Source organism: Lampropedia puyangensis, from assembly GCF_004833285.1.
Taxonomy (GTDB): domain Bacteria; phylum Pseudomonadota; class Gammaproteobacteria; order Burkholderiales; family Burkholderiaceae_C; genus Lampropedia; species Lampropedia puyangensis.
The window spans coordinates 581,088-605,049 of the sequence record NZ_STFG01000001.1; the positions used below are offsets into that span (position 1 = coordinate 581,088).

A 23,962-nucleotide genomic window follows, 5' to 3' on the forward strand; every position below is an offset into this window, starting at 1 on the left:
AGATGTTTGGGGATGCCTCCACCGCTTTAGAGGCTGCGCAAGTTTGTTTTTGCCAGCCTCTAAAGTTCGATGATTTTTACGCTACTTGCGTGGCTTTTTCGATCAGCGTTTTAACCTGCTGCACGTCGGCAGGCAACACCTGAACCCGCTTGGGTAAGGCTTCAATGCCATCGAACTGCGCTGGGCGTTGAGGCTCTCGGCCCAAGGCTTCAACAATCGTGGCGCTGAATTTGATCGGCAAGGCCGTTTCCAGTACCAGCATGGGTTCGGCATCGGGCTTGTGGATTTCACGGGCCACCTTCACACCATCAGCAGTATGGGTGTCAATTTCCTGTTGGTGTTGTTCCCAAACAGCGCGGATGGTTGCTAACCGATCAGGATGGGTGCTTTTACCACTGACAAAACCAAAACGCTCTTCTTGAGCGATGAAGCGCGGATCAGCGCTTAAATCGAAATAGCCTTGTTCAGCGAGAGTGGTGGCAAACAGTGTTTTCAATTCTGCGCTGTCGCGGCCTAGCAGGTCGAACACGAAGCGTTCGAAATTGCTGGCTTTGGAGATATCCATGGAAGGGCTGGAGGTCTCCAAGGTGTTGGCGCTGCTGCGTGGCCGATATACGCCTGTTTTGAAGAACTCGTCCAACACATCATTTTCATTGGTTGCAACCACCAGCTGTTTAATGGGGAGGCCCATTTGGCGCGCCACATGCCCTGCACAGATGTTGCCGAAATTGCCGCTTGGTACTGTGAACGACACCTGTTCACTGTCAGTTGTTGTGGCCTGGAAATAACCGGCAAAGTAATACACCACTTGGGCCAGTAAGCGTGCCCAGTTGATGGAGTTGACTGTACCAATTTTGTACTGCTGTTTGAACGTCAGGTCATTACTGACTGCTTTGACAATGTCTTGGCAGTCATCGAACACACCCTCAATGGCGATGTTGTAGATGTTGGCATCTTGCAAGCTGAACATTTGCGCTTGTTGAAAAGGGCTCATGCGGCCGTGCGGACTGAGCATGAAGACGCGCACGCCCTGTTTGCCGCACATGGCGTATTCGGCTGCGCTGCCTGTGTCGCCCGAGGTTGCGCCCAGAATGTTCAGTTCAGCACCGCGGCGGGTGAGTTCGTACTCAAAGAGATTGCCGAGCAATTGCATGGCCATGTCTTTGAAGGCCAATGTGGGGCCGTTGGAGAGGCCTTCGAGCCACAAGCCTTTTTCCAACTCACGCACAGGTGTGATGGCATCGGTTCCAAAAACGGCCTTGGTGTAGGTATTGTGGGTCAGTGCGCGTAAGTCGCTGGCAGGGATGTCATCAATGTAGAGTGACAAGATGGCAAAAGCCAATTCTGCGTAGCCTTGCTGTTGGTAAATGGTGCGCAGTTGTGGCAAAGACGCTGTGATGTTGGGGTAGTGCTCGGGCAGGTATAGACCGCCATCAGGGGCCAAACCTTCGAGCAGGATGTCGCAGAAACGTTTACGGGCTGGGTCACCACGGGTGGATAGATAAAGCATGGTTCTATACAGAGGGGGATAAGAGAAAGAGGTATGCAGCAGTGTGGGCCTAATGCCCACTGCGGCGTAGAACGTCACGGGCGACGCCACCATACCAGTAAGTATGGAGCAAGTCGGAGACTTCTTGCGCGTCATGGTCGGCAATGCCTTGTACCGAAATGACCACTTGGTGGTGAGCACGGTCATAACGCGTTCTTAAACCATTGCGCCATTGTGGCTCATGGGCATGTTCAGCCAATACGAGTTGTATGCACATAGTGCTATACCAATCTTGCAGACTAAAGCCACTTTCGATGTTGATTTCAGCAATCTCGTGCCAGGCGATCAGCTCTTCTTGCCCGGGCCAACCTACGGAAATGCCTGTGCGGGTGAGGTGCATCACAGGACGTTGCGCGCGCAGTATCAGTACACCAATTGCCGCTACGCATGCCAACAGCGCAAGAACATACAAACCTTGCTCCCATATTGGATTGCGCTGCGATTGCGACAGGATAAACAGCATGCCGATGGCCAGAACCCCGGTGGCAGCGACTGGGAGCAGTATTTTTTCTTCAAGGTCGGTGGCCTGTGTGCCTTCTTGAGCCCACTCGCGTAACTCGGCAACCCGTTCAGGCAAGAGGGTTGCGTTGTCTTTTGCGGCATCGCTAAATTGCAGTTGGAGTTTATCAACGACAGTGAGGGGTGTTGTGCTGCTGGGCTCGCTGATGGGTTGGGTAGGGTGTGACGCACTGGCGTGGGCTAAGCCAAATGCTTGTAATAGGCGGGAGGAGTGGCGCTGTTGGTAGCGTTCAACAATCGCTTGGCTCCAGCGTACTCCTGCTGCTTTAAATCGTTGGTAGCTGGTAGGGTGGCTGTCAAATTTTCCGGCTTGCCTTTCTTGCAAGTGCGACCGCGGATCAGCGAAAGCGTGTAAACGTACTTGCTTATCAAACTCTGCAAGGATGCTTTGTGAAGTTTGGTGCGGGCTTTGTTGCCATGCGTCGTCTAATACGTTTGACAAGACCGGGCTGAGCTCCGTTAGGCGCAGGGAGGTGGTTGCAAAGGTGCTGGCGCCTACAAGTGCGACTTCAACTTGGTCTGCTCGCAACTCTTGTTGGCGCTTGTGGGAATAGAAGGCGATATCAAAGCTGTGCAGAAAATACCCGGCAATCGCATGGCTGGGTTTGTTAAGCCAGTGCAGATAGCCCAACTCGCGTTGCCCATCCCGGACGCTGCTAAGCCGTGCGTGGGCCATGGCGTAAGTAGTGCTGAAGGCGCGGCCCTGCGCCGTATCGTTGGCGGCGAAATGCGCCAATTCATGTGCAAGTAGCCCGGCAAACTCTTTGCCACTGAGGTATTGCATCAAAGGCAAGCACAGGTAGAGTGTGCGCTTGCCTTCGGCAATGCACGTCTCGTCAGGCAGCAGGAGCGCCGAGTCGGTGACGAAGAAGTGTGGCATAACGCCGGCCACAATGTACTCTGGTGGCGGGGTGTGGGTTTTGTTTGCGACTTGTTGCACAAAACCCCATAGTTTGGGGGCTTGGCTGGGGTCTATCAGTTCACCATCTTGGCGATCTGGAGTGCTGTTGACAGTTTGGGCGAAAGTGTGCCGCCAGCGCAGTAGTTGAAGTGCCGCAACACCGATGATAATCAGTAAGCCTAGCAGCAGGCCCAGCGCCGTTTTGTAATGCCATGCAGAGTTTGCTGCGCGATGCAGTGCGCGAATGGTTTCTGCGCTGAGTTGGGAGATTGCACTTCCAAAGAAGCAAAACCACAAGAGCAACAGTACCCACGGCAAACAGGCTTGCCCTTTGGAGAATAGGCGCATCAATTGCTCAGCAGATTGTTGCGCGCGTATTCCTAGCATGTGGGTGCAGGCGAGGGCAGTCATACCGCCAATTAGACCAATACAAGCGAGGATAAAGGCAAGGCTTGTAAGTCGATATGGCAACGCCATCGTCCAATGCTGATTGATACCAAGGCTACTGTTAGACCACGACAACCAAGCACCAGACCACAGCATGAGCACTGCAGGCGCAAGCAATATGGCCCCTGCTAGCCAGCGTTGCTGCGCAGGGGTGAGGGATGGTGGCAGTAGAGGCAGTGGCATACAGCATCAGGCAATCGCATGGTCCGATTTGCGGATTGGCGTTTACCTTAAGGCAGTGCCAATGCCATTTAGCCGGTTAGCGATCGAGTTGGGCAGTTGCTTGCAGGAGGACTGCCCATACGCCTTCTTAGTTCAGCTCTTCTTTACGTAAACGCACGACAGAGCCGAGCACGGTGGGCAGGGACTGAATGCTGGCCAAGGCATCGTTCATGGTGCCTTCACGGGTGCGGTGAGTGAGAATGATCAGGTCTGTTTGGTCAGCGCCTTCGCCAAGCACATCGTCCGATTCGCGTTGCAAGAGTGCATCAATACTGACGCCATGCTCTGACAAGATGGTGGTGATTTTTGCCAGAACACCAGGCTCGTCGGAAACGCGCGCGCGCAGGTAATAGCTGGTGACCACTTCTTCAATTGGCAGCACGGGCAAACTGCTCTGCGCCGCATTGAGGCTGGCTGATTGGAAGCCCAGTACCGGGGTGTAGTGTGCTGGATCGGCGCCTTGCAGGCGAGCGATGTCAACCAGATCGGCAATCACAGCGCTGGCTGTCGGCTCAGAGCCTGCTCCTGCGCCGTAGTACAGCGTGGTGCCTAATGCATCACCATGTACCACAACCGCATTCATCGCGCCTTCCACGCTTGCAATCAAGCGCCGTGCCGGAACCAGTGAAGGGTGCACGCGCAACTCAACCCCTTTGTCTGTACGCTTGGCGATGCCCAGCAGTTTGATGCGGTAGCCTAACTGTTCTGCGTATTGAATATCTACGCGTTCGAGTTTGGTGATTCCTTCAATATGTGCTTTGTCAAACTGAACTGGAATACCAAACGCAATGGCACTCATCAATGCAGTTTTGTGTGCAGCATCAATGCCTTCAATGTCGAAGGTCGGATCGGCTTCTGCATAACCCAGGCGCTGCGCTTCTTTGAGTACGGATGCAAAGTCCAGGCCCTTGTCCCGCATTTCCGAGAGGATGAAGTTGGTGGTGCCATTGACGATGCCGGCAACCCAGTCAATACGGTTGGCAACCAAGCCTTCGCGCAATGCTTTGATGATGGGAATGCCGCCAGCGACCGCCGCCTCGTAAGCAACAATCACGCCCTTGCGGGCAGCTGCTGCGAAAATTTCAGTGCCGTGCACAGCCAGCAGAGCTTTGTTTGCTGTGACAACGTGCTTGCCTGCTTCGATGGCTGCCAGTACCAAAGTCTTGGCGATGCCATAGCCGCCGATGAGTTCGATGACCACATCCACGTCATCGCGTGAGACAACTTGTTGTGCATCGCTGACTACTTCAATGTCATCGCCCACAATGCTGCGTGCGCGATTGGTATCGAGATCAGCCACCACCGTAATGGCAATCTCGCGGCCTGCACGGCGGCTAATTTCTGCCTGGTTGCGTTTGAGAACGGTAAAGGTGCCAGCACCAACGGTGCCGATGCCCAGAAGGCCTACTCTGATACGGGTCATGGTCTTGGTTCAATAGAACTGTGGAGGGAAATGGGGGCGCATTGCAGAAGTACTGCCCAGCAAGTGCGAGCGTGTTTGCCCTGCGGTTTTGCGCCGTTGGGATGTGCTTATGCGCTATTGGTTTTCTTTTCTGCCGCACGCAGGATAGGTTTTGAGGGTGCTGTTCGCTCGCGAACGGTTTTAAGGAAGCGAGCAATGCGCTCAATAGCCTCGCGCAAATCGGGCTCATGCGGCAAGAATACGATGCGGAAGTGGTCTGGCTTGGCCCAATTGAAGCCTGTGCCTTGCACCAGCATAACGCGCGTTTCTTTGAGAAGCTCAAGGAAAAACTGGCGGTCATCAGCAATGGGGTACATCTCCAGATCCAGCTTGGGGAACATATACAACGTCGCTTGTGGCTTGACGCAGGTGATACCAGGGATGGCCGTGATCAACTCATAGGCCAGATCGCGTTGGCGACGCAGACGTCCACCTTCCCCCGTGAGTTCATTGATGCTTTGGTAGCCGCCCAGTGCTGTTTGAATGGCCCATTGGCCAGGCACGTTGGAGCACAGGCGCATGTTCGAGAGCATATCCAAGCCTTCAATGTAGTCTTTGGCGCTTTTCTTATCACCAGAGACGATCATCCAGCCAGCACGGTAGCCGCAGGAGCGGTAACTTTTTGAGAGGGAGTTGAATGTCAACGTCAGCACGTCAGTGGACAAGCTTGCAATCGCCGTATGGGTGTTTCCGTCATACAGTACCTTGTCATATACCTCGTCGGCCAGAATGACTAGGCTGTGCTGGCGTGCAATTTCAATCAAGCCCTGTAGGGTTTTCAAGGAATAGATGACCCCAGTCGGATTATTGGGGTTGATGACCACAATCCCCTTGGTACGTGGTGTGATCTTGCTGCGGATATCGGCTAGATCGGGCTCCCAGTTGTTATCTTCGTCGCACAGGTAGTGCACTGGTGTGCCGCCGGAGAGGTTCGTCACCGCAGTCCATAGCGGATAGTCGGGGGCAGGCAGCAACAACTCATCACCATCATCGAGCAATGCGTTGGTGGCCATGGCAATCAGATCGCTGGCGCCGTTGCCGAGGTAAATATCATTAAGCGTCACGCCCACAATGCCTTGGCGCTGTGTTTCGTGCATGACAGCCTTGCGGGCAGCAAAGATCCCTTTGCTGTCCGAATAGCCTGCCGAAGCAGGCAAATTGCGAATCATGTCCTGCTGAACCTCCTCCGGCGCATCAAACCCAAAGGCAGCCAAATTGCCAATATTGAGCTTGATGACTTTTTGGCCATCGTCTTCCATGCGACGCGCCTCTTCGACAATCGGCCCGCGAATGTCGTAGAGAACGTGTGCCAACTTGGTGGACTTGTGGATCGGTTTCATGAAGATACCTGTAGCCTAGATGTGGAGGTGAGAGGAAACCTATAATTTGACCACAGTTGATCGGGGTTGATTCCTGATAATTGCACAGATAAACACTTGCACCATGAAATTCCACGCAGAACACCCAGAATCGAGCTCCATCATCGCCCACGGAAGTGGATGGATTCAGTTGCCTCAGGCACGGTTTGAAAGCTCAATGGTGCTCAGCAGTGAGGGGTTGTTACAGCCTTGGGAGTGCTCCTCGTTTGATGATTTGACGGCTGAGCATTTTGCTCAAGTGGCTCAATGGTCCAAGGAGCAGGGGATCCAAGTCGTTTTGTTTGGCAGCGGCTTGCGCAACCGTTTCCCGCCAGTGCAGTGGTTGCGTCCGTTTGTGCAGGCTCAATTGGGCTTGGAAACGATGGACACTGCAGCAGCTTGTCGAACCTACAACGTGTTGGCAGGAGAGGGTCGCAAGGTTTTGGCGGCATTGATTCTGGAGTAAACCCGCCGCTATTACGTTGCCGAAACGTCAAAGAGTGTCTTGGGGTGAGCGCGACCGGATAGCTCTACATAACGGGATCTTGCTTGGCGTTTCAATGCTGGCTTCGTTTTGCGGACACTCATTGGTGTTTTTGAGTGAGCGCAGAACTTTAAAGGAACAGTTGGTAGTTTGGCCCTGTCCTTTACTTGCAAACGCGAACGGATTACAATTGCAGGTTGCGCCGGGCCTGCAACTTGCATCGCCGTTGAGCTTATATGAATCGGTGTGTTAATCCCTATTTCGTGGTCCGCTACTGAATGTGGGATTGATAGATTCACACTAAGAGCAATGGGGTTTGTAGTGTGCGGCAACTTGCTGCAGCGAGCAGTGATGATGTTCACTCGAACACTTTTTCTACGGTCAAGAAAGCGGCTGGTTATACATCAGCGGGCTATTTTGTACGGTGATTAAGGGTTGTCAAGAATTTTTTCACGGTTTGCGCTAGGTTCGACATTTTTTCAACGACACATTAGATTGAGAGACCCTATTAATATGGCGATCGTTGTCAATAAACCACTTCCCGAGTTTGAAGCCAGCGCAACTGGAGGCGTAACGGTAACGAATACCTCCCATAACGGACAAATTCTGATTCTCTATTTTTACCCTAAAGACAATACGCCCGGCTGTACAACAGAGGCGATGCAGTTCAGGGATAAATACGATAAGTTTGTCAAGTTAGGGGCCGAAGTTTTTGGCGTCTCACGTGACAACATGAAGTCACATGACGGTTTCAAAGAGAAGTTGGAATTGCCTTTTGAGTTGATTGCGGACACAGAGGAAAAAATGTGTCACATGTTTGGTGTTGTGAAAAACAAGATCATGTATGGCAAGAAGGTCAAAGGCATTGAACGTAGCACTTTTTTGATCAACGCTGACGGCGTATTGGTTCAGGAGTGGCGTGGACTGAAAGTACTTGGGCACGTTGATGATGTGCTCAAGGCTGTCAAGGCGCTCAAGGGCGCGGAAAAACAAGTGGCTTAATTTTTTACCGCTTGTAGATGGTAAGTCTTTTTATTTTGAAGAATCCTGAGGAAAAGTCCGCGTGATGTGCGGACTTTTTCTTTTTGCGCGCTTGTGCGGAGCTTGGTGTGGGCACTTTTCTGATGCCTGCATGAAGTCTGGCGCGTATAGAATGCCGCATTCTTTCAACCCATCTCTATTGAGTGAACATCATGTCTTTGAACAACGTTCCCGCAGGTAGCAAAGCGCCAGAAGTCTTTAACGTCATTATCGAAATCCCGCAAAACGCTGATCCGATCAAGTACGAAGTAGATAAAGAGACTGGCGCGATCTTTGTGGATCGTTTCATCAATACCGCGATGTTCTACCCTGCCAACTACGGGTATGTGCCACAAACCTTGTCTGGCGACGGTGACCCTGTTGATGTTTTGGTGCTAACGCCTTACCCACTGCAGCCCGGTGTAGTGGTGCCTTGCCGTGCGTTGGGTATTTTGCGCATGGAAGATGAGTCTGGTGTGGACGGTAAAGTTTTGGCTGTGCCTACAGAAAAGATTTTGCCTGCCTATGCGCATTTGAAGAGCATTGCCGATGTAAATGAAGGTACGCTCAATGCGATTAGCCACTTTTTCGAGCACTACAAAGATCTTGAAAAAGGCAAATGGGTCAAAGTGCTGGGGTGGAGTGGTGTGGAAGATGCACACAAAGAAATCACAGATGGCATTGCCAACGTGAAAAAATAAAAATGGACACGACGCCTGTCAGCGTTGAATATGCTTTGAAAGCCATGGGCAATGAGAATGTGCCGTGGCTTTTTTTCATGCCTTAACGTCATTTCAACGCATACACAAAATGTAGGCTGGCTAAGAACGTATTTAGGATCATCACGCAGACAGCGTTGGAGTTGAGAAGGATGTCATGCGCGAAAATGCAGTCGGACAATCTGTCCAGGCGAGGATTCCTGACACAGTAGCGCACTTTGGACGCTCAAATCCAAAGGGAACCAAACCCCCTAACCAGCCAAGATGGTTTAAATTCCAGCGCATGATTACACCCCGCAGCGCCCTGAAGTTCGACCTCTTTGCCCAAGCAGGGCGCACCCGCAAACTTGAAGAAGTGTGCGACCCATTGCAAGTCATCGCCAAGCACATCGACTTCAAGGCGCTAGCGGCTTTGGTGGTGCCATTTCTTGGCCGAGGCGATGCAAGCAAAGGCGGCAGGCCAGCCTCCCCGGAGGATGTGATGGTGCGGGTCTTAGTGCTCAAGCAGCTCTACAACCTCAGTGACGAGCAGATGGAGTACCAGTTGCTTGACCGCATGAGCTACCAGCAGTTTTGTTTACTTGAGCAAAGTCTCAATGTGCCGGATCGCAACACCATTTGGCGCTTTGGGCAATCGCTGGGCATTGATGGAGCTGGGGCTTTGTTTGAAGGCGTAGAGCTGCAACTGCGCCGCCACGGCTACATCGCCAGAGGCGGACAAGCCATTGATGCGACCTTGGTGCCGGCGCCCAAGCAGCACATTCGCAAAGAAGAACGCACCCAATTGCAAGAGGGCCAATCCCCCGATTGGAGTGACGCCAAAGCGAGGCAAAAAGACACCGATGCCACGTTCACTAAAAAGCACGGTAAAAGCTACTTTGGCTACAAGCTCAGTGTGAGCGTGGATGACAAGCATGGCTTTATTCGAGGCGTAGCCACACGCACAGCCAGCGAGCACGACGGCCACCACTTTGACCAAGTGCTTGATACGAGCAATACAGACAAGCAGGTAGATGCAGACAAAGGCTATGACAGTGCCCAAAGGCGCGAGATGCTCAAAGTGTTGGTTTTTAAAGATGGCATCCAACGCAAAGCGCAAAAGAACAAACCATTGAGTGATTGTCAGCAAGAGCGCAATCATCGCATTGCCAAAAGAAGGGTCAAGGTCGAGCATGTGTTTGCCGGTATACGCCACATGGGCGGCAAGCATGTGCGCACCATTGGCATGGCCAGAGCGGCTGTGGCCATGACCATGATGGCCACTTGCTACAACCTCAAACGCCTGGCCTCTTTCCTGCACCGGGGCGTTGATGCCTTCTACAAAACCAAGCCCTCAAAGACAGAAGTGCNGGGCGTTGATGCCTTCTACAAAACCAAGCCCTCAAAGACAGAAGTGCGTCTGCAAACAGCAAAAGCGTAACAAAACAGGGCCAAAAGGCCCTGTTTTAGACGATTTATGCGCCATTTCTGGCCTCAAACCCTGTTTGGATCTGAAGTGTGCAGATTTTGCATGGGTTAAGAGAGGTGCCTCAAAGTACAAGGCCAAGAACGCATTGCGGCGCGGCCTCTTTTTTGCGTTTTGCGCGACTGTGGGAAGATCCTGAACACGTTCTTAAAGAGCGTGTGTTGCGAGTCGGAACTCGGGATCATCAGGGTATGCTTTGATTGTGAAACCTAAACTTCGCATCAGGCGCAGCATGCCATCGTTGTTGGTGAGTACCAAGCCAATGATCTCTTGCAAGCCCTTGTCGCGTGCAACATCCATGATGCTATGCATCAGGCGTGAGCCGAGCCCCTGACCTGCGAATGCATCATCCACGACAAGCGAGAACTCGCACGTCGTTTGGTCTGGATTGGTGATGTAGCGTGATACGCCAATGATGCGTTCACGCAGCAGTTTGAGGCCTTGTTCGTTGGTGAACTCTTCTTCAATTACAGCGCAAAGCGCCATTTCACGGTCGTAGTCGATCAATGTGAATTGCGCCAGCATGGATGCAGGCAGTTCCGATAAGCGCGAGACAAAACGGAAGTAACGACTTTCGGGTTTGAGGCCTTTGACCAAAGCTTGTAGGCCATGTGCATCATCAGGATGAATGGGGCGAATGCGGTACTCGTCACCACCACGCAAAGGCCAAATCTGGTCGTAGCGTGTGGGGTAGGGCAGTATGGATAAGTGACCGTATTTCCCAACCCGCCCAGGTGCGGTTTGCACGGCGGTGCCTACAACGATGCGTGCGTCCACGGCAACGACGCCGTTTTCGTCCACGATGATGGGATTGATATCCATCTCGCGCAGTTGAGGCAAGGCGCAGACCATTTCTGAGACGCGCAGCAGCACTTGCTCAAGAGCGCCTCGGTCTACCGCCTTGGCTCCACGCCATTCGTCCAAGGTCTCTGCCGCACGAGAGCGCTCGATCAAGCGTTTCGCCAAAAATTGATTCAATGGCGGTAACTCCATGGCATGGTCATCGATCAATTCGATCATGGTTCCACCGGCACCAAAGGCGATAACAGGGCCGAAGGGCTCATCTGTTACTACACCAATGTAGAGTTCCCGCCCCCGATTTTTGCGTGCCATGGTTTGCACCGTTAAGCCGTTGATGCGTGCTTGCGGACGTTTTTCCCGGACGGTGTCCATCATGTCGTTGTAGATGTCACGTACAGCCGTGGCACTCATCACGTTCAGTGCAACGCCACCGACATCTGATTTGTGTGAAATATCAGGAGAGTCGATTTTCAGTGCGACAGGAAAACCCAACTGTGAAGCGATCATCATTGCTTCGGTAGGCGTGCGTGCCAGCAGCGTCTGTGTAACGGGGATATGGAAGGAGGAGAGTAGTGCTTTGGACTCCATCTCCGTGAGGATGTGGCGCCGCTCAGCCAATACACCTTCAATCAGCAGCCGTGCGCCTTCAACATCAGGCGTGGCGAGGTTTGATGAAAGCGGTGGCGGGGTTTGTTGTAGCAGTTGCTGGTTTTGATAGAACGACGCAATGTTTGAAAAGGCACCCACCGCCGCTTCAGGTGTGCGGAAACTGGGAATTTTTGCGTTCGACAGGTTTTTGCGCGCATCACCCACTGTGGCATCACCCATCCAACACGCTACCAATGGTTTATTCAATTGCGGGCGTGCTTGAATGAGTTGTTCAGCTACTGCGATGGGGTCGACGCCCCATTTGGGTGAGAAGATGACCAATATTCCATGAATGCTTTTGTCGCGTACGGCCGCATCAAGTGCTGCGCGAAACGCTGCTGGGCCAGCCTCTTCGGAGACATCAATCAAGTCGGTAAGCGATGCGCTGCTGGGGAGCTCTGTTTGGAGTTGTTGGGCTACTTCGCTGGAAAGCGTGCCCAACTCCAAACCCATTTCGTTGGCCCAGTCTGCGGCCAAAACGCCAGGACCGCCCCCATTGGTGATGATGCCAAGCTTTTTGCCTACAGGCCGGTAGCGAGATGCAAGGCATTTGGCTGCTGAGAACAGCTCTACAAATGAACGGACCCGCACGGCTCCAGCGCGGCGAAGCACCGCGTCGAAGACATCATCGCTGCCCACGATGGCGCTGGAATGGGTTTGAGCCGCCGCCGTGCCCGCAGCTTTACGCCCAGCCTTGAGTACGACAACTGGTTTGGAAAAGGCCGCAGCGCGCAGCGCGCTAGTGAAGCGGCGCGCATTGGCAATGCCCTCCATGTACACCACGATGCCTGAGGTGCGCCGGTCAGTGGCCAGAAAATCCAGCACATCCGCCAATTTGACTTGTGACAGGGGGCCGGGTGATACCACGGTGGAAAAACCTACGCCATTGTGCTTGGCCCAGTCAAGAATCGATGCGGTCAACGCACCTGATTGCGCTACCAATGCCAATTGCCCGGGAGCGGCCAGTTGGCCAACTGCACTGGCATTGAGTTGTAGGTGTGGGCGCTGCAATCCTTGGCTGTTGGGGCCTAACAGCCAGATTCCCATGCGCTGTGCAAGCTGGTGCATGGCGCTTGCCTGAGCATGGTCTATGCCGCTGGACAGCACAATAGCCGCCTTGACTTTGACGCGCCCCGCTAGTTCTAAGGCTGCCATGATCTCTTGATGCGGCAGGGCGATGAGAGCCAAATCGGCTTTGGTTGATGCCAAATCTGCCAGTGTGCCAGTCGTCGTGTTATCCAGTCGGGTGATTTTGCCGGTAAACGACGCTTGACTCAGATAGGCGTGCAGTGCCTGCGCTTGAGGCGTTTGCTGCGCGGGCTCGGACTCAGGGCCGGTAAACAGCAAAATCGACTGGGGGTCAAACAATGCAGAAAGGTAGTGCTGGTCCATAGCGTATGGTCAAAGAGAGGATAAAAGCCGCTGCAGCGTGGGTGCAAGAGTGCTCCGAAGCGCAAAGGGGTTGCATTGCGGTTTGCCCACAGGCACATTGCATGCGATTGTGCCTATTATGGATAAAGGTTCAGAGGTCGAACTTAGGGTAATCTTGAGCCTCTTGAACAGGTTCTAGCGTAACTTGTTGAAATCCCCATCTTCTGCGTTCGGGCGCTGCTTTGTGTCCCGTGTGTTCTGGCTTTATTGCTTGCGTTGTGCCCATGTTTGCTTCCACTTCTGTGAAAATCGATGCTGTTGTGACGCCGCGCCAACGCGCCTGGAGACGATTCAAACGCAGTCGTTTGGGGTATTGGAGTTTTGTGGCTTTTTGTACCATGCTGTTGGTCAGTTTGTGTGCAGAAGTGCTCTCCAATGACAAGCCTTTACTGCTCCGGTACGAGGGGCAATACTATTTCCCTTTGCTGAAAAACTACCCTGAAAAAACATTCGGTGGTGATTTCGAGACGCCTGCGGATTACCTAGATCCTTTTATTCACCAGCGCATTACCTCGGATGGCAACTGGGCCGTTTTCCCGCTCAACCATTACGGCGCTCGCACGATCAATTACTACAGCACTGCCCCAGACCCGGCCCCGCCGTCTGCAGACAATTGGCTGGGAACTGATGACCGTGGCCGAGATCTATTGGCGCAATTGCTGTATGGGTTTCGTGTCAGCGCGTTGTTTGCGATTGCACTAACGGCTATTGGTGTGGTGTTGGGGGTGCTGATTGGGGCCGTGCAAGGTTTTTTTGCGGGCAAGGTGGATTTGTGGGGGCAACGGTTGTTAGAGATATGGAGCTCCATGCCCGAGTTGTTTTTGTTGATTATTCTCAGCGCGATTTTTCAACCGAGCGTTGGTTTATTGCTGATTATCTTGAGCATCTTTGGCTGGATGGGAATGTCAGACTATGTGCGTGCTGAATTTTTGCGCAATCGCCAGTTGGACTATGTCAAATCAGCCAGAGCCTTGGGGGTGAGCAACTGGCAGATCATGTGGCGCCATATCTTGCCCAATAGCATGACGCCTGTGGTGACGTTTCTGCCTTTTCGCATGAGTGCGGCTATCGCCTCTTTAGTGGCTCTGGATTTTCTGGGCCTTGGTGTGCCACCGGGAACCCCTTCATTGGGGGAATTGCTCAACCAAGGTAAGAACAACTTGGATGCCTGGTGGATTGGTGTGTTCACGTTCGCCTTGATGGTTATCACGTTGCTGCTGCTGACTTTGATGGGGGATGCACTGCGTGATGCGTTGGATCCACGCAAGGTGCATAGCGAGATAGTGCCAAAGGTGCCCCGATCAAATAATTCGAACGCTTCAGCTGAGACCAAAGGAGCTGCAGCATGAGTGGTGTGAAGCGTCATGAAATAGCTGACCGAGATGTATTACTTGATGTGCACAACCTGCAAGTGACTTTTGCGGCTAACGAGACACCTGCGGTGCAAGGAGTGAATTTTCGGATCCATCGTGGCGAGAAATTGGCGTTGGTGGGCGAGTCTGGCTCTGGGAAATCTGTTACAGCGTTGAGCTTACTGAGGTTGCTTGAAGGCGCGCAGTTGTCTGGGCAGGTGATGTTGGAGGGGCGCGATCTCCTGCAACTCTCACCACGTGAATTACAACGGGTACGCGGTGATGCGATTGCGGTAGTTTTTCAAGAGCCCATGACAGCGCTCAACCCCTTGATGACGGTTGGACGGCAAATCGCAGAGGTGGTCGAACTTAAACAAGGGGTTTCCAAAAAGCAGGCCTGGCAAGAAGCCATTGCCTTGCTGGCGCAAACCGGTATTCCAGAGCCGCAGCGCAGAGCGACGGCATACCCGCACCAACTCAGTGGCGGGCAACGCCAGCGCGCAGTGATTGCCATGGCGTTGGCCAATCGCCCAGCCCTGCTGATTGCCGATGAGCCCACAACCGCCTTGGATGTGCACTTGCGCATGCAAATTCTTGAGCTACTCAGCCAACTGCAACAAACCACAGGCATGGCTGTGCTGATGATTACGCACGATCTGAATTTGGTTCGCCAGTTTGCAGACACTGTTGCAGTCATGCAAAACGGCCATATTCTGGAGCAAGGCCCCGTACAGCAAGTCTTCGGCATGCCGCAGCATGTGTACACAGAACGACTTATTGAAAGCAGGCCTGTGCGGGATGTTGCCACTCCCGTTGGCGAAGCATTGAATGCAAACCCCTGTTTGGCTGCTGCTGCATTACAGGTGTATTACGACGTTCCACAAACAGGAGTGCGTGGTTGGTTTAGAAAAGGCCAGTTCCAAGCCGTTGCACCGATGGACTTTGTGCTGCAGCCTTGCGAAACATTGGCTGTGGTCGGGGAGTCAGGTTCTGGTAAAACGACCTTGGCACAAGCCGTGTTGGGCTTGCTTCCTGCGCAGGGCACACTGGAGGTCATGGGGCAAACGTGGCAGCAACCTTCTGCACGCAACAGCGCGCATAACAAGCATTTGAGAAAGCAGGTTCAAGTCGTTTTTCAAGACCCGTTTTCAGCGTTATCGCCGCGCTTGACTGTGGGCGAAATTGTGGGAGAAGGCTTGCTAGTGCACGCCGCCCATGCAAGTGCACAAGACAAGCGTGAGCGAGTTTTGCGCATGTTGGCTGAAGTGGGGTTGACGCAAGCGCAATTTCCGGGCCTGTTAGAGCGTTATCCGCATGAGTTCTCTGGAGGTCAGCGCCAACGGATTGCGATTGCTCGTGCTTTGGTGGTGGAGCCTGCGGTATTGGTGCTTGATGAGCCTACCAGCGCCTTGGATGCCACCATTCAGCAACAGGTGCTGGCTTTGCTACAACGCTTGCAAAAAGAGCGCGGTCTGGCCTACCTCTTGATCACCCATGATGTAGATGTCGTCAAGGCGATGGCCCACCGCGTGATGGTGATGAAATCAGGGCAAGTGGTTGAAAGTGGCGATGTCTGGCAGATTTTGGAACAGCCGCAGCATCCCTACACGCAGGCGTTGGTTGCTGCTGCTGGCTATGGACAGCCGGGTTAGTTTTAAAGAACATCCAAATCGACTGTTCAATGAGTGAGCTCCGCGGCGACGGTTGAGTGGGCTCATGCTGCGTTCTTGGTATGTTCAAGAGTTTTTGTTGCATTGCAGCAAAAAAACAATCTTTAGCGGACAATGCCAGTTTTTTAAGAATCTGCGCTTGGCTTCTATCGCCATTTTCTGCGCAACCCGCAGATGCGCTATTGAACAGTAATCACAGTACCGGTATGAATGAGCAAGTAGGACGAAAGGGCGCAGTGAACCCTTGGTGGGCAGTAATGGCGCTGGCGCTGTCCGCCTTTATTTTCAACACGACAGAGTTTGTGCCTGTGGGCTTGCTGTCTGACATCGGTCAGACCTTTGCTATGCGCACCGAGCATGTGGGCTTAATGCTCACCATTTATGCATGGGCCGTGGCATTGGCGTCATTGCCTTTGATGTTGCTGACACGTGAGATTGAACGGCGCAAGCTACTGGGCGTGGTGTTTGTGGTCTTCATTGTCAGCCATGGGGTGTGTGCCTTGGCAACCAATTTCCCTGTGTTGTTGGTCGGCCGTTTGGGGATTGCTGCTGCACATGCTGTGTTTTGGTCGATCACCGCATCGCTGGTGGTGCGCATTGCACCTCCCGGACGCAAAGGGCAGGCCTTGGGCATGTTGGCTACCGGGACCTCCTTGGCAATGGTGTTAGGCATCCCGTTAGGGCGTGTTATCGGCGAGTGGCTTGGCTGGCGTTGGACCTTTGTGCTTATTGGTGTGGTCGCAGCTTTGGTGATGGGGTTGCTCATGCGCTTGTTGCCGTTGTTGCCCAGCAAGAATAGTGGCAGCCTCAGCAGCTTGCCCATTTTGCTTAAACGTCCAGCGCTGGTGAGTATTTATGTGCTCACTATTACAGGGGTGACGGCGCATTTCACTGCCTATAGCTATATGGAGCCTTTTGTGGAACAGGTTGCCCAGCTGGATGCGCAATTTGTCACGTGGGCTTTGCTGCTATTTGGGGGGGCAGGTTTGCTCGGCTCGGCCTTGTTTAGCTGGCAAGGGCTTCAACGGCCTGCATTGTTTTTACTGTCCACGTTAGCTGCATTAGCAGTGTGCTTGCTCAGCTTGTGGGCCAGTGCCTGGCACGCAGGTAGTCTGTTGGTGTTGGTTGCGCTGTGGGGTATTGTCTTCATTTGTTTTGCATTGGCCATGCAAGCACGTGTTTTGGGCTTGGCCTCAGACTCTACTGATGTGGCGATGGCTTTGTACTCCGGCCTGTTTAATGTAGGTATAGGGGCTGGGGCGTTGCTGGGCAACCAGGTGGGCGTTCATGCAGGGCTGTCTTACATCGGTGTAGTCGGTGGTGCGATTGCATTGCTGACGTTGTGTGGCGCAGCCATGGCGCTTTCTCGCTATCGTGCTGGTTTTGCCGCTGAGCGTATTTAAAAAAAGGCGACCTCATTGATGAGGTCGCCTTTTTTTATGTTTCCTACTATTGCCAGAGTCGTTTAACTGCGACGTTAAACCCCTGCTGCGCTGGCCTGCTCATCTGCGTGGTAGCTGGAACGGACCATGGCGCCGACGGCGGCATGGGTAAAGCCCATTTTGTAAGCTTCGTCTTCAAACATCTGAAAGGTGTCTGGGTGCACGTAACGTTTGACAGGCAGGTGGCTGTTCGATGGTGCCAAATATTGCCCAATGGTCAGCATGTTGATGCCGTGCTCGCGCATGTCGCGCATGACCTGGAGAATTTCTTCATCTGTTTCCCCCAAGCCGACCATGATGCCACTCTTGGTGGGGACGTTGGGGTGCAGTGCCTTGAATTTTTTGAGTAGGTTGAGACTGAACTGGTAATCCGAACCTGGGCGCGCTTGTTTGTACAGGCGTGGTGCCGTTTCCAAATTGTGGTTCATGACATCGGGCGGTGCTGCCTTGAGAATTTCGAGCGCACGGTCATCGCGACCACGGAAATCGGGCACGAGAATTTCAATCTGGGTTTGTGGCGAAAACTCACGAATGCGCTGAATGCACTGCACAAAATGGCCGCTGCCACCGTCACGCAAGTCGTCACGGTCTACGCTGGTGATGACTACATAGCGTAGTTTCAGGGCAGCAATGGTTTTGGCGAGATTCAGTGGCTCGTCTTTATCCAATGGATCTGGGCGGCCATGACCGACGTCACAGAACGGGCAGCGGCGCGTGCACTTGTCTCCCATGATCATGAAGGTGGCGGTGCCTTTGCCAAAACATTCCCCAATGTTGGGGCAACTGGCTTCTTCACAGACTGTATGCAGATTGTGCTCGCGCAAAATCTGTTTTATCTCATAAAAACGGGTCGTTGGCGAGCCAGCTTTGACGCGAATCCATTCTGGTTTTTTCAGCAGCTGGCCTTGTTCAACCTTGATAGGAATGCGCGCCAATTTGGCTGCAGCTTTCTGCTTGACGGTTGGATCGTAAGGAGCGGTGGACGCTGGCTGCGTGGGCATGGCTGGAGTCGTCATAAACACGTGGGCTATGAAAGCCGAGCAAGAAAAGGTTAAGTGAGCTGCTTGTGAAGCTGCAGGCTAAGCACCGATGACACATCGGCGACAACAGAGCAAGCGCCCATTGTATGCATGTCTGTCGTAACAAGGTGTTCGTAGCCACAAGGATTGATGTTGGTGTAGGGCTGCAGATCCATGGCAACATTCAATGCCAATCCATGGTAAGTGTTTCCTTTGCTGACCTTGATGCCTAAGGCTGCTATTTTGGCCATCCCGCAGAAATCAGGAGATGCTTTTTTCACAACGTTTGCAGCATCAGCTGGCGGTGTTGAACGATTTTTTTCTAGAGGCGAGGTTGCTTCTGCGATGCGTACGTACACACCAGGGGCGCCGGGAATGCGCTCGGCCGCGATGCCATAGTGTTGGAGCGTGTCAATGGTGGCTTGTTCAAGTCGATAGACGTATTCTTTAATGAAGATGCCCAGACGCTTGAGGTTGATCAGTGGATATGCCACCAACTGACCGGGGCCATGGTAGGTGACTTGGCCACCCCGTGCAGTTTGCACAATCGGAATGTCGCCTTTTGCCAGAATATGCTCTGGTTTGGCCCCAAGCCCCAACGTAAATACTGGAGGGTGTTCACACAGCCACAACTCATCCGCGCTGTATGCTGTGCGCTGTGCGGTGAACTGCTCCATGGCGTAAAGGGTGGGCTGGTACGCTGCCAACCCAAGCTGTTTGACAATCACAGTAGGGCTCAAACAAAAAAATGGTGACTGCCGCGGTCAGAACACCATTTTTGAAAGCGGGTGTGCAGTCAATTCACGGTAGATGCCATCGAGGTGATCGCGGCTGGTTGCCACAATCGTGATGGTAATGCTTTGGTATTTGCCTTCACGGCTCTCACGAAGTTCAATAGTTGTTTCGTCAAAATCTGGGTCGTGCTTGTTGGCAATGGTTTTGACTGCCTCCAAGAACGCATCGGATTTCAATCCCATGACTTTGATGGGAAAGTCCAGCGGGTATTCGATAACAGATTCTGGTTGGGTATTGGGGGTATTGTTTGATTCAGTCATGCTGTTCTATATATGGACTATGGGCCTGAATTAAAGGGGCAGAGCGAACTGCCTGACTATGGATGCTTATGTAGCTTCGACTGAGTGGGTGGGCGACGCCACAAAATTACCGGAAACTAAGCGCAATTGTCTGTCGCATCGTGCCGCCAGATCTTGGTCGTGTGTGACCAGTACAAAGGCGGTGCCGTGGTCGCGTGCCAAGTCCAGCATCATGTTAAAAACGGCATCTGCCGTTTCTCTGTCGAGGTTACCGGTCGGTTCGTCGGCGAGTACGACTAAAGGATCGGTAACCAGTGCCCTTGCAATCGCAACGCGTTGGCGCTCACCGCCGGAGAGTTCAGCAGGGCGGTGCTGCAAGCGTGCGCCCAAGCCTACTTTTTCGAGAATGGCGGTGGCCTTGTTGCGGCACAGTTGAGCGCTGGCGCGGCGAATACGCAGTGGCATTGCCACGTTTTCTAATGCAGTCAGTTCAGGTAGCAGATGGTGAAATTGGTACACAAAGCCCATCTTGCTGTTGCGCATAGCTCCGCGCTGGTTGGTGCTCATGGTTTCCAGTTGCTGGCCATCCAGTACGACGGTGCCGCTGCTGGGTTTATCTAACCCACCAAGGATGTGCAGTAAGGTGCTTTTGCCAGAGCCGGACGAGCCCACAATGGCCAGAGTTTGACCTGCATAGACATCCATAGAGAGGTCTTTAAGGACGGTGACATCCAGTGCGCCTTCCTGGAAACGCTTGACTAGGTGGTGCGCACTCAGAATGGCTTTATTCATAGCGTAATGCCTCCGCAGGGTTGATACGGCTGGCACGCCAGCTGGGGTACAGGGTCACGACAAAGGCCAAAACCAAAGCCACGACGCAGATGGAGACAATGTCATGCATTTGCGGATCGCTTGGAATCTCACTAACCAAGTACACGTCTTGCGGTAGAAACTGAAAGCCTAGGACCTTTTCAATGGCCGGGACGATGACATCAATGTTGTTGGCTACCAGCAGGCCCAAGCCCAATCCCGCCAATGTGCCCAGCACGCCCACCATGGCACCTTGTACGACAAAAATTGCCATGATTGAACCCGAGGTGGCGCCAAGCGTGCGCAAGATAGCAATATCCGCGCGCTTGTCGGCCACAGTCATGACCAAAGTAGCAACCAAGTTGAATGCAGCCACGCCGACAATAAGCGTCAAGATGATGAACATCATGCGTTTTTCCATTTGTACGGCAATGAACCAGTTGCGGTTTTGCATGGTCCAGTCGCGTAGCAGCAATGGATCGGTCAAGGTGGCTGCTAGCTGCTGCACCACTTCAGGCGCTTTGTGCAAGTCCTTGAGTTTGAGCCGGATTCCTGTTGGCGCATCAAGACGGAAGATGCGCTGCATGTCTTCGTAATGCATCATGGCCATGCCGGAGTCGTATTCATAGTGACCTGAGTCAAAGGTGCCAACGACCTGGGCTTGCTTTAAACGTGGCAACACACCTGCAGGGGTAACTTGACCGGATGGGGCGACCACAGTGACGTTGTCTCCAATGACGACTCCCAGTAAGGTAGCGAGTTCTTTGCCCAGCACAATGTGGAAGCTGCCGGGCGTGAGCTGGTTGAGCACCTCTTTATTCATACTGCTGGCTAAATCAGTCACTTGTGGCTCTAGTGCAGGATCAATGCCTCGCAATACCACGCCACGCATATCATCGCCACGTGCTAACAGCGCCTGAACCGATACAAAAGGGGCCACACCAATCACTTCTGGATTGCGTCTGACCTGTTCTGAGACACGCTCAACACTCGGTAAGGTTCCGCCACGCGGGGCAAATACTTCGATATGCGAGACGACCGACAACATGCGATCACGCACATCGCGTTGAAAGCCATTCATCACAGACAAAACAATGATTAATGCAGCCACGCCCAACGCAATGCCAATGGCAGAGACGCTGGCGACAAAAGACAGCAGGCCCTTGCTTTGGCTGGTGCGCCCTGCGCGGGTGTAGCGCCAACCCATGGACCATTCGTAAGGAGTTTGCATAAAGGCTTATGAGTGAGATGTCGCGTTTAATGCGCAGCCATGCTGCATCAAACGGTGGAGTAAAAAGAAAACAGGTATGCCGGTTGATGGTTGATACCAGCGCGCCAGCCTTGCTTTTTAGGGGAAAGTGGCGAAAAGCGGCCATTGTGCATGAAACGGCGCTTGCTGCTGGTGTGATGGTATGGGCCTTTACGGTTATTGCATGGCTAAATAAAAAGAGCAGAAGCAGGGGGCAATGTAGCTTCATGGCATGGGCAACCACAGAAGGTGACATTGGATGGAAATCGGTTGCGCATACAATGCCGCCTGAATCCCTTGGTTGATTGCGTTAGACTTAGATGGCTTTTGATGGGGTTGCCACATCAAAGTTTAGCGGCGCAACTTCTTTATTTAATCTCATAGGTTGCTTGCAAGTGTGCAAGTGGCGAACTGGAACGTTATGTCACAGCAGGATAAAGATACCGAATCACGCATTGCCTTGTTTCTCGTATTCGGCTTGATTGCCGCCACCGTTATTGGTGTGGTGTGGTTTGGTGCGCACAGCGTGCTCAAGAAAAAAACGGCGGCGCCTGTTGAACTGGTTTCTTCTATCCCTGCCTCGACAGTCCCAGAACAGGCCCATGACCAGCCCTTTGTGCTTGAATCTGGTGATCTGGCACGCTTTTATTTCACTAAGGGTCAGGCAGTCACGGCTGAAGATGCCAAAGTGCAGCCTACATTGACCAAGTTGCTGGAGTTGGTCAAAACCGGTGGCTTCTTGCAGTTGCTCCCATTCAATGGTGGTCAGCCTGAAACGGCTGCTGCTGATACCCTTGTTCAAGCCCGTATTGAGCAACTGCGTGCGCAGTTGCTGCGGTTGGGCGTGCCTGCTGACAAGCTGCAGGTTGCGGCGGTGCAGATTGATGCCGATAGCAAGGATTGGGCCCATGCGCAGCGTATTGATGTAGTGGCCAAGCCTGCCGCGCAACCGTCCTTGGCACAAGTGGGGCCTGCCGGCCTGGCTCCAAGCGATGCGGACGCGACTGAAGACGGACCTCGTGTTGCTGTTGAAAATGGTGTTGTGAAGTTTTACTTTGCCGTAGGCAGCGATACCTTGGCGCAAGGGGCTTCTGAGGCGCTGCTGGATGTGATTGCTGCGGTGAACAGCGGCAAACGGGCGATTGTTTCAGGTTTTACTGATCCAACCGGAGATGCCGCATTGAATGAAGAATTGTCCAAAAAACGGGCATTTGCTGTTCGCGATACCTTGATTCAACTCAACGTTCCCGAAGACAAAATTGAGTTGGAGAAGCCACAGTCCTACACAGGGACGGGAAACAACGCTGAAGCCCGCCGTGTAGAGGTGCGCATCGAGGGATAAGGTCCCGCAGCGAAAGTAGTGATTCTTTGTTTGAGTGTTAAGGGGCCTTTGAGGCCCCTTTTTTTATTGGATGATTGGTGAGGGCGCAGTCAGACGTAGATAAGCAGGTGCTTATGCTGGTATTTTGTTTTTGTATTCGTGCGTGGTTGCCTTTGCGTTTTCCTTTTTAGACTATCGCTGACATTTGTTTTTTTTGTGAGGTTGTACGCGCCCATCTGGCTTGAGTGCAGACGCGGCCGTGACGATTGCCTGGCAATAGGCATAATGGTGCAAAGGGGTACTTTGTGGCGCATTTATAGTGTCTGCACAGTATCAAAACTATCCTGATGGAAAGCCGCATTTGATGAGAGCTATTGGTAAACAAGAACCGGTGCAGGCACTCAAAGCTGCTTGGCATGCCAAAGCGGCAGTAGCGCACGAGTACCGTAACTTCTTTTTGGCGTGGCGTAAAAATCCCAAGGCAGTCGGTGCCGTGATGCCTTCAAGTCCTGCTTTAGCGCGTGCGATCACTCGCCATATAGAGCCTGATTCTGGCCCGATTTTGGAGTTGGGTGTTGGCACCGGAGTTTTCACAAGGGCTCTGTTGGCACGTGGGGTGCATCAAGCCGATTTGATACTCGTGGAGCGTGACTTGCAGCTGGCTGATGCCTTGCGAGGCCAGTTTCCGTTAGCGCAAGTCGTTACCGACGATGCATGCCGCTTGGGGCGACACGGGCTGCAGCATGGTACTGCGATTCCTCCTTTAGAGGCGGTAGTTTGCGGCTTACCTTTGTTGAATATGACTGCTACTCAGCAGTTGCGTATTGGGCGTAGCGTTTTTGCAGCCTTACAACCTGGGCGCTCGCTCTATTTATTTACTTATGGATTGCGTTGCCCGGTACGTTCTGCTGTTAGGCTAAGGTTGGGCGTGCAAGCTGAACGCATGGAAACGGTGGTGGCTAATGTGCCTCCAGCCCACGTGTGGCGGCTATGGCGGCAAGAGTGATTCTTTGAAAAAAGCGCTTCGTTGAGATGAAGC

General features: G+C 53.0%; 20 protein-coding genes. 10 read left to right on the forward strand and 10 right to left on the reverse strand.

The annotated features are described in order from the left end of the window. Positions 1–76: 76 nt before the first annotated feature. The 4 genes from thrC to E9531_RS02480 all read right to left on the reverse strand — a co-directional run bounded on the left by thrC (position 77) and on the right by E9531_RS02480 (position 6,440). Complete coding sequence (gene thrC, locus E9531_RS02465; protein ID WP_136572262.1) at positions 77–1,510, reverse strand: threonine synthase; 1,434 nt, start codon at positions 1,508–1,510, stop codon at positions 77–79. A gap of 49 nt (positions 1,511–1,559) precedes the next feature. Beyond that, positions 1,560–3,599, reverse strand: coding sequence for a M48 family metallopeptidase (locus E9531_RS02470; protein WP_136572129.1), 2,040 nt, complete (start codon positions 3,597–3,599; stop codon positions 1,560–1,562). A 127-nt stretch (positions 3,600–3,726) separates the two neighbouring features. Then, positions 3,727–5,061, reverse strand: coding sequence for a homoserine dehydrogenase (locus E9531_RS02475; protein ID WP_136572130.1), 1,335 nt, complete (start codon positions 5,059–5,061; stop codon positions 3,727–3,729). Positions 5,062–5,168: 107 nt separating this feature from the next. Next, positions 5,169–6,440, reverse strand: coding sequence for a pyridoxal phosphate-dependent aminotransferase (locus E9531_RS02480; protein ID WP_136572131.1), 1,272 nt, complete (start codon positions 6,438–6,440; stop codon positions 5,169–5,171). Positions 6,441–6,543: 103 nt separating this feature from the next. Here E9531_RS02480 and E9531_RS02485 point away from each other — a divergent pair, with 103 nt between their 5' ends. The 4 genes from E9531_RS02485 to E9531_RS02500 all read left to right on the forward strand — a co-directional run bounded on the left by E9531_RS02485 (position 6,544) and on the right by E9531_RS02500 (position 10,101). Continuing rightward, entirely contained in the window at positions 6,544–6,924 is a 381-nt protein-coding gene (locus tag E9531_RS02485) for an Mth938-like domain-containing protein (protein WP_136572132.1), read from the forward strand. A 531-nt stretch (positions 6,925–7,455) separates the two neighbouring features. Further along, entirely contained in the window at positions 7,456–7,944 is a 489-nt protein-coding gene (locus tag E9531_RS02490; protein WP_136572133.1) for a peroxiredoxin, read from the forward strand. Between the two features lie 191 nt (positions 7,945–8,135). Continuing rightward, on the forward strand, positions 8,136–8,663 hold the full coding sequence (gene ppa, locus E9531_RS02495; protein ID WP_136572134.1) for an inorganic diphosphatase: 528 nt from the start codon (positions 8,136–8,138) through the stop codon (positions 8,661–8,663). A 304-nt stretch (positions 8,664–8,967) separates the two neighbouring features. Next, positions 8,968–10,101 carry an IS5 family transposase gene (locus E9531_RS02500; RefSeq protein WP_244609954.1) on the forward strand — a complete coding sequence of 378 codons (1,134 nt, stop codon included), beginning with the start codon at positions 8,968–8,970 and terminating at the stop codon, positions 10,099–10,101. A gap of 192 nt (positions 10,102–10,293) precedes the next feature. Here E9531_RS02500 and E9531_RS02505 read toward each other — a convergent pair whose 3' ends face one another. Further along, positions 10,294–12,987, reverse strand: a complete 2,694-nt coding sequence (locus E9531_RS02505) for a bifunctional acetate--CoA ligase family protein/GNAT family N-acetyltransferase (protein ID WP_136572135.1) — start codon at positions 12,985–12,987, stop codon at positions 10,294–10,296. Positions 12,988–13,250: 263 nt separating this feature from the next. Here E9531_RS02505 and E9531_RS02510 point away from each other — a divergent pair, with 263 nt between their 5' ends. From E9531_RS02510 to E9531_RS02520, 3 genes are all read left to right on the forward strand, one after another. Continuing rightward, entirely contained in the window at positions 13,251–14,375 is a 1,125-nt protein-coding gene (locus tag E9531_RS02510) for an ABC transporter permease (RefSeq protein ID WP_136572136.1), read from the forward strand. Next, positions 14,372–16,030 carry an ABC transporter ATP-binding protein gene (locus E9531_RS02515; protein ID WP_136572137.1) on the forward strand — a complete coding sequence of 553 codons (1,659 nt, stop codon included), beginning with the start codon at positions 14,372–14,374 and terminating at the stop codon, positions 16,028–16,030. Before E9531_RS02510 ends, E9531_RS02515 begins: the two co-directional genes overlap by 4 nt. Before the next feature lie 224 nt (positions 16,031–16,254). Further along, the gene (locus E9531_RS02520; protein ID WP_136572138.1) at positions 16,255–17,451 is read left to right on the forward strand and encodes a sugar transporter; all 1,197 of its coding nucleotides are present in this window, start codon (positions 16,255–16,257) and stop codon (positions 17,449–17,451) included. A gap of 74 nt (positions 17,452–17,525) precedes the next feature. Here E9531_RS02520 and lipA read toward each other — a convergent pair whose 3' ends face one another. The 5 genes from lipA to E9531_RS02545 form a co-directional block, all read right to left on the reverse strand. Next, entirely contained in the window at positions 17,526–18,506 is a 981-nt protein-coding gene (gene lipA, locus E9531_RS02525; RefSeq protein ID WP_136572139.1) for a lipoyl synthase, read from the reverse strand. A gap of 35 nt (positions 18,507–18,541) precedes the next feature. Next, the gene (gene lipB / locus E9531_RS02530) at positions 18,542–19,186 is read right to left on the reverse strand and encodes a lipoyl(octanoyl) transferase LipB (protein ID WP_136572140.1); all 645 of its coding nucleotides are present in this window, start codon (positions 19,184–19,186) and stop codon (positions 18,542–18,544) included. Between the two features lie 87 nt (positions 19,187–19,273). Further along, positions 19,274–19,564: an HP0495 family protein gene (locus E9531_RS02535; protein ID WP_136572141.1), complete on the reverse strand. Its 291-nt coding sequence runs from the start codon at positions 19,562–19,564 to the stop codon at positions 19,274–19,276. A gap of 66 nt (positions 19,565–19,630) precedes the next feature. Further along, complete coding sequence (gene lolD, locus E9531_RS02540) at positions 19,631–20,335, reverse strand: lipoprotein-releasing ABC transporter ATP-binding protein LolD (RefSeq protein ID WP_136572142.1); 705 nt, start codon at positions 20,333–20,335, stop codon at positions 19,631–19,633. Then, complete coding sequence (locus E9531_RS02545; protein WP_136572143.1) at positions 20,328–21,584, reverse strand: lipoprotein-releasing ABC transporter permease subunit; 1,257 nt, start codon at positions 21,582–21,584, stop codon at positions 20,328–20,330. Before E9531_RS02545 ends, lolD begins: the two co-directional genes overlap by 8 nt. A gap of 8 nt (positions 21,585–21,592) precedes the next feature. Here E9531_RS02545 and E9531_RS02550 point away from each other — a divergent pair, with 8 nt between their 5' ends. The 3 genes from E9531_RS02550 to E9531_RS02560 all read left to right on the forward strand — a co-directional run bounded on the left by E9531_RS02550 (position 21,593) and on the right by E9531_RS02560 (position 23,929). After that, positions 21,593–21,907 carry a hypothetical protein gene (locus E9531_RS02550; RefSeq protein WP_136572144.1) on the forward strand — a complete coding sequence of 105 codons (315 nt, stop codon included), beginning with the start codon at positions 21,593–21,595 and terminating at the stop codon, positions 21,905–21,907. A 116-nt stretch (positions 21,908–22,023) separates the two neighbouring features. After that, the gene (locus E9531_RS17940) at positions 22,024–22,944 is read left to right on the forward strand and encodes an OmpA family protein (RefSeq protein ID WP_136572145.1); all 921 of its coding nucleotides are present in this window, start codon (positions 22,024–22,026) and stop codon (positions 22,942–22,944) included. 343 nt (positions 22,945–23,287) lie between these two features. Next, entirely contained in the window at positions 23,288–23,929 is a 642-nt protein-coding gene (locus E9531_RS02560) for a class I SAM-dependent methyltransferase (protein WP_136572146.1), read from the forward strand. The last annotated feature ends 33 nt before the right edge of the window (positions 23,930–23,962 follow it).